The organism is Scytonema sp. HK-05 (genome assembly GCF_963872035.1).
In the GTDB taxonomy this organism is placed as follows: domain Bacteria; phylum Cyanobacteriota; class Cyanobacteriia; order Cyanobacteriales; family Nostocaceae; genus Kalymmatonema.
Genome location: NZ_CAWMYC010000067.1, coordinates 1 through 5,390, shown reverse-complemented (window position 1 = coordinate 5,390; position 5,390 = coordinate 1). Strand labels below are relative to the sequence as shown.

Below are 5,390 nucleotides of genomic sequence, written 5' to 3'. Positions count from 1 at the left end.
TTTCCCCCAAGGATTTAACTCGACACTGCGGCTGGTACTGTTCACTGTTAAAGCTTATCTTATATAGATTTCACCTTTTTACTTCTCTGTTTTAACCAAACAGGGGAAGAGATATTCCCGCGATCGCCTCCCTTGTGCGCTCCGCGCGTTCGCCCTTGGCGGGCACTCTGTGCCAATGCCCTTTGGGCACGCTACGCGAACGCACATCCTCATATCCGCGTTGATTTGGAGACTTGCGCTTGGAGATAGCAGGCTCAAATTTTTCCGTTTTACCAACTTTCGGTGATTGGCGATCGGGTAAGGTATGAGTGTGCAGACATATGACGAAACTCGACGCAACAAAGGTTAGCGTTACCGCCAGTATGCCTGATTCTTATCGTTTTACCAAGATTCGGTTATTTGTTGGCATTTACTAAATATCTTTAGGGGCGTTTATTTTAATTGCCTTCATGTTGCGGGTTATTATCGACGTAAATCAGGGCGTGACAGGTTTGGGGTTGGATGTCCCGCAATACTAACGGGCGCAACTGGAAACCGCTGCGCTCGAATAGGCGGTGTCTGCCACTGCCTACCGATAGACATTGGAGGAGTGGCATCATTGAATGCAGGCAGCGGCATCCACTCCGCTGTCGCCGCCTATTCGTTCCAGTTGCTGGACTTGGGTTGGGGCTAGAGGTGATTATAGGGACAAATTCGAGGTCATTTTGTCAATGATGAATTGTATAGCAAAAGATTGTGGAAACTACCCCGCCTTGGCTTCGCCTGAAGGCGGGGTAGTTCACTCTCTTTCTATTCGGGCTCCTAAAATACCTCTAGTAGTCACTCGCTTCCTACCAGAAGAAGACCTATTTAAAAAACGGCGAAGACGCGAAAAAACACGAAGAAAGAAGAGAAGAAAGCTCGGTAATCTTGTAGCGGGAAGGGAGTCAGAATTAAAAATATCATAATTATAAAACTTACAAGTCTCTTGAATTTTAAAAATGACACCATTAGCAAAGTATACTTCATATGATAGCATCTTCAACTTTTCAGATAAATTTGAACTAGTAGCGATTTTTTGTAACGCCCGTGCAGCTGCACTCGAAACTTGTGAATATTCATCTTTTAAAGTATGAATGAGGGGTTTAACTGCTGCTTCACTTCCGATATTTTCTAACGCACGTACAGCATATTCACGAACAAATAAATCTTTATCTTTTAAAGCACGAATGAGAGGATTAACAGCAGCTTCATCTCCGATCTCTCCTAACGCTTGAGCGGCAGAACGACGAACTTGTGAAGATTGATTTTTTAAAGCATAAATAAGGGGATTAACTGCTGCTTTACTTCCAATTTTTCCTAACGCTTCTGCGGCATAATAACCAACATATTTATTATCTTTTAAACACTCAATGAGGGAATTAACAGCAGCTTCACTTTTGATTTTTCCTAACGCTTCTGCGGCAGAAGCACGAACAGATGAAGATTCATCTTTTAAGGCTTGAATCAGAGAATTAACAGCAGTTTCACTTGTGATTTTTACCAAGGCTTCTACGGCTGCACAACGAACAGAGGAAGATTTATCTTTTAAGGCTTGAATGACGGCATTAACACCCACTTCACCTCCGATATCTACTAACGCTTTTGCGGCATAACTGCTAACCAATGAATATTCATCATTTAAGGCTTGAATCAGGGGATTAACAGCAGCTTCACTTCCGATATCTCTTAACCCATATACGGCATAAAGACGAACAGATGAATTTTCATCTTTTAAGGCTTGAATCAGAGGATTAACAGCTACTTCACTTTTGATGTCTCCTAACGCTTCTACGACTTTAAGACGAACAGATGAATTTTCATCTTTTAAAGCTTGAATCAGAGGATTGACCGTCGCTTCATTTCCGATAAATCTAAACGCTTCTGCGGCATAATAACGAACAGATGAATTTTCATCTTTTAAGGCTTGAATGAGAGAATTTATAACGACTTCATCTCTACAAGAAGATAATAATTGTACGGCTAAACGACGAACAGATGAACGTTCATCTTTTAAGGCTTGAATGAGGAGATTAAAATTAGCTTCACTTATGTCTTCCCTTACATTTATTTTTAACATAAATAAGCCAGAACCATATTCAAATAAATCTTTCTCTTCATCTTCATCTTTTAAGGCATTAATAAGGAAATTAATACTCGCTTTACCTTTGATCATTACTAACGCTTCTACGGCAGAGCTACGAACAAAGCTATGTTCATCTTTTAAGGCATGAATGAGGGGATTAACTGCTGCTTCACTTCCGATATCTCTTAACCCCTTTATAGCCTGACGACGAACCTCAAAATCTTCATCTTTTAAAGCTAGTATGAGAGAATTAACACTCGTATCGCTTCCGATTTTTGTCAACGCATATACGGCATATTCACGAACACTTGAATTTTTATCTTTTAAGTAACCATTTAAATATTTTTCAGCAAACTGGGAATGGGTATTACTTAACAAATCCATCTCAAGTCTTTTTGATGGCTTTTTTTTTAGAATAATATCAATTGTTTTCTGTTGAAATTTATACTGTACTTCCCCCGCTAAGAAAGCACCAAGCATAAAATCAACATCCAGCGCCAAGTGTACTATCCTTAGAGTTTGTGCTTCATCATCCAATAAATTTAAGGCAAGCGCAATTGATTCAGTCCATTTTAGCAAATTCAAATAATCTTTTTTAAATTTTTCATCACTTAATTTAGGTAATAACTCCAATAAATATTCGGCTGCATAATATTCTTGAAATAGTTGATGGGGGAATTGTAATTGTTTTTTATCAACTTGTTGAATAAAATAATTTTTCAACAAATCTTGAAGCCATTTTTTGGCTTTTTCAGCAGGTGATGTTACCCTATTCTTAAGTAAAGCTTCTAAAATTTTTTCCGCTTTGGTTTGAGAAATTATCAACCTGATGTCTGGTGATTTTTCTCCTTCCATCATTGTAAATGCCAAATGTCCCAGTAACTCTGGTTTCCATTGAAGCAGGTTTTCTGTAACTGAAAGTGAATCTCTGTTTTTCAATTCATCCAATCGTTTATCAAAAGTCCGAAATAATTTTCCGCGATTTTTGGGAATCTGCTTTTCAGTACCAAAGACCTCGCAGAACATCCTCAAAATTAACGGCGTTTCTCCTAATTCCCGGAGTCTATCATCCAACTGTCGTAACATCTGTTCACCTTGTTCAGGTAAATATGCCTGTACAAACTGACGCATTTGTTGAAGTGTTAGGGGTAGCATTTCCAGTTTATTTTCAATCCCTAAATCGCCCCCTACTGCCAAATCCCTTGTGGTAAAAATCATCGGGGTATTCGGAAAAGAATTACGAAAAATTGTCACTAATCGCCGTGAGTCATCGGATGGTAGTTCGTTCAAACCATCAAGTAGTAACAACAACTTGCGTTCAATTAACAGTTTTCTTATTTTTTCTTCATCTAATTGCAGCTCATTTTTGAGAAAAGCCCCCTTTATTAGTTCTACAACAGAACTTCCTTCCTGCCAAGAACGCAACTCTACTAATACGGGAATAACACCGAGGGATAGACCTTCCTCCCCATTTTCCATTCTCTCAAGATTACCCGCTTCTTCCCATAACAGACGTCGTAATGCTGTTGATTTTCCCGAACCTGGCTTGCCTACCAATAATACATGGTTTTTTGCGTATTTACGAATGCCTTCTAGCACAGGGTATGGAGTTTTACCTTCGTTTATTGACCGCACCTCCAAAGGCATATGAATCTGCTGCTTTTCCACAACATCTGTCTGCGTGTAAAGATGTGAGTAGTTTTGATACTCCTTGTTTCGGAGGATGCTTGAAAGATATGTCCGAAACTCGTCTTTTTCAAGAATTGTACCTTGATATTTCGGGATTTCTGAGGTGGAAACTTTACTAGACTTAATTTTTTGAGCTTGGCGACGCTTATCCCATTCCCCATTCTCTTTAAATAACCATTCAAGGTTTTGTTGGGTTTCTATGCTGTTAAACTTTAATACGAAACGCCATACTTTTGAGTTCGTCTTAGTCTTTGAGTTGATTTCTTCGCGTTTATCTTCAACAATATTCAAAACCTGTAAGCATAAGAGCGCATTCCGAATATTCTCAGTGTTTAAACTTTGATTACTGTATTTTTTAGTTAGTTCCGCCAGTCCTTTCAAAGTAGAATATGTTACCCATAACTGAGTATCTTCTTGCCAATTGGCTTTTAAATCCTTTGATTCTCCTTCACCTTCTTCCACAGACCTGAGTAAAGATTCTAGCAATATCCTTGCATGTTCTTTGCCAGCTTCGTAACTAAGATTTCGTCTCATAAGAAGTATCGCAATACTAAACCAAAAATTTTTGAAAAAGTTTTTCGCTTTCCCAAGCGCAACTTCTTTCCCAAGCACCCTATGTCAATTCTACTAGCGTTCACGGAATGCTTGGGAAATTTACTTGGAGACACATCCCAATCTTATCGTTATCGCATAGTGCAAATAGATTAAGAAGTATTGCAATACTAAACAAAAAATTTTGTGAAAAAGTTTTTCGCTTTCCCAAGCGCAACTTCTTTCCCAAGCACCCTATGTCAATTCTATTAGCGTTCACGGAGTGCTTGGGAAATTTACTTAGAGATATATCCCGACCTTAACCTTAATTGAAATTGAGGTGAGGTTAAAAAATGAAAGCTAAGAAGCTGATGGCAATTATGTTATTTCTGATTCCCCTAATTGCTGACTGGTTCATACCTGGTTCAGGAATTGTAATTGAGCTAGTCATCCTGATTTGGGAATTACTAGAATTAGAAGAAACAAAAGAGGCACGCTAACCCAATACCGTTCGGTTAAGACATCTCTTCGTTGAGGCAGCAGGGGGGCTGAGGGGCTGAGGAGAAGAACAGTCAATGGGCGTTAACTCTTTTCTCCCCTGCTCCTCCGCTCCTCTGCTCCTCTGCTTGTCTTTACGAGTAAATTTCTTATCCGAACCGTATTGCACGCTAACCAATAACGTGAGTTCAACGAACCTAATACCAACTTGGAAATCTATTTTCAAGCTAGTATTAGATCCCTACAAAGCGTAAATAGGGGCTGAAAAAGGTTATCCTATATAGATTTCAGATTTTTAATTCTCCCATTTTATCTAAATACAGAAGACTAGATTTAGTACGCAGCTACTAATAAATCCGGTTTTTACTCTCTCAAATACCAACATTGGGTCAAAAGTTGGTATTTAAGTTCTAACTGTTTTAGTTAGTAATTATGTACTAAAATGTGTCTGCTTGTAGCCTTCCCCTGTTTGGTTAAAACAGACAAGTAAAAAGGTGAAACCTATATAGGATTAGCTTTAACAGTGAACAGTACCAGCCGCAGTGTCGAGTTAAATCCTTGGGGGAAA

At 38.9% G+C, this 5,390-nt stretch carries 3 protein-coding genes; 1 reads left to right on the top strand and 2 read right to left on the bottom strand.

Going from position 1 to position 5,390, the window contains the following annotated elements; all coding sequences use genetic code 11:
* Positions 1-462 precede the first annotated feature (462 nt).
* On the bottom strand, positions 463-618 hold the full coding sequence (locus tag AACT52_RS09665; RefSeq protein ID WP_158055051.1) for a hypothetical protein: 156 nt from the start codon (positions 616-618) through the stop codon (positions 463-465).
* A 160-nt stretch (positions 619-778) separates the two neighbouring features.
* Entirely contained in the window at positions 779-4,405 is a 3,627-nt protein-coding gene (locus AACT52_RS09660) for a HEAT repeat domain-containing protein (RefSeq protein WP_073636604.1), read from the bottom strand.
* A 272-nt stretch (positions 4,406-4,677) separates the two neighbouring features.
* On the opposite strand from AACT52_RS09660, the gene AACT52_RS09655 reads away from it, so the two are divergent.
* Positions 4,678-4,824 carry a hypothetical protein gene (locus AACT52_RS09655; RefSeq protein WP_158055049.1) on the top strand — a complete coding sequence of 49 codons (147 nt, stop codon included), beginning with the start codon at positions 4,678-4,680 and terminating at the stop codon, positions 4,822-4,824.
* The last annotated feature ends 566 nt before the right edge of the window (positions 4,825-5,390 follow it).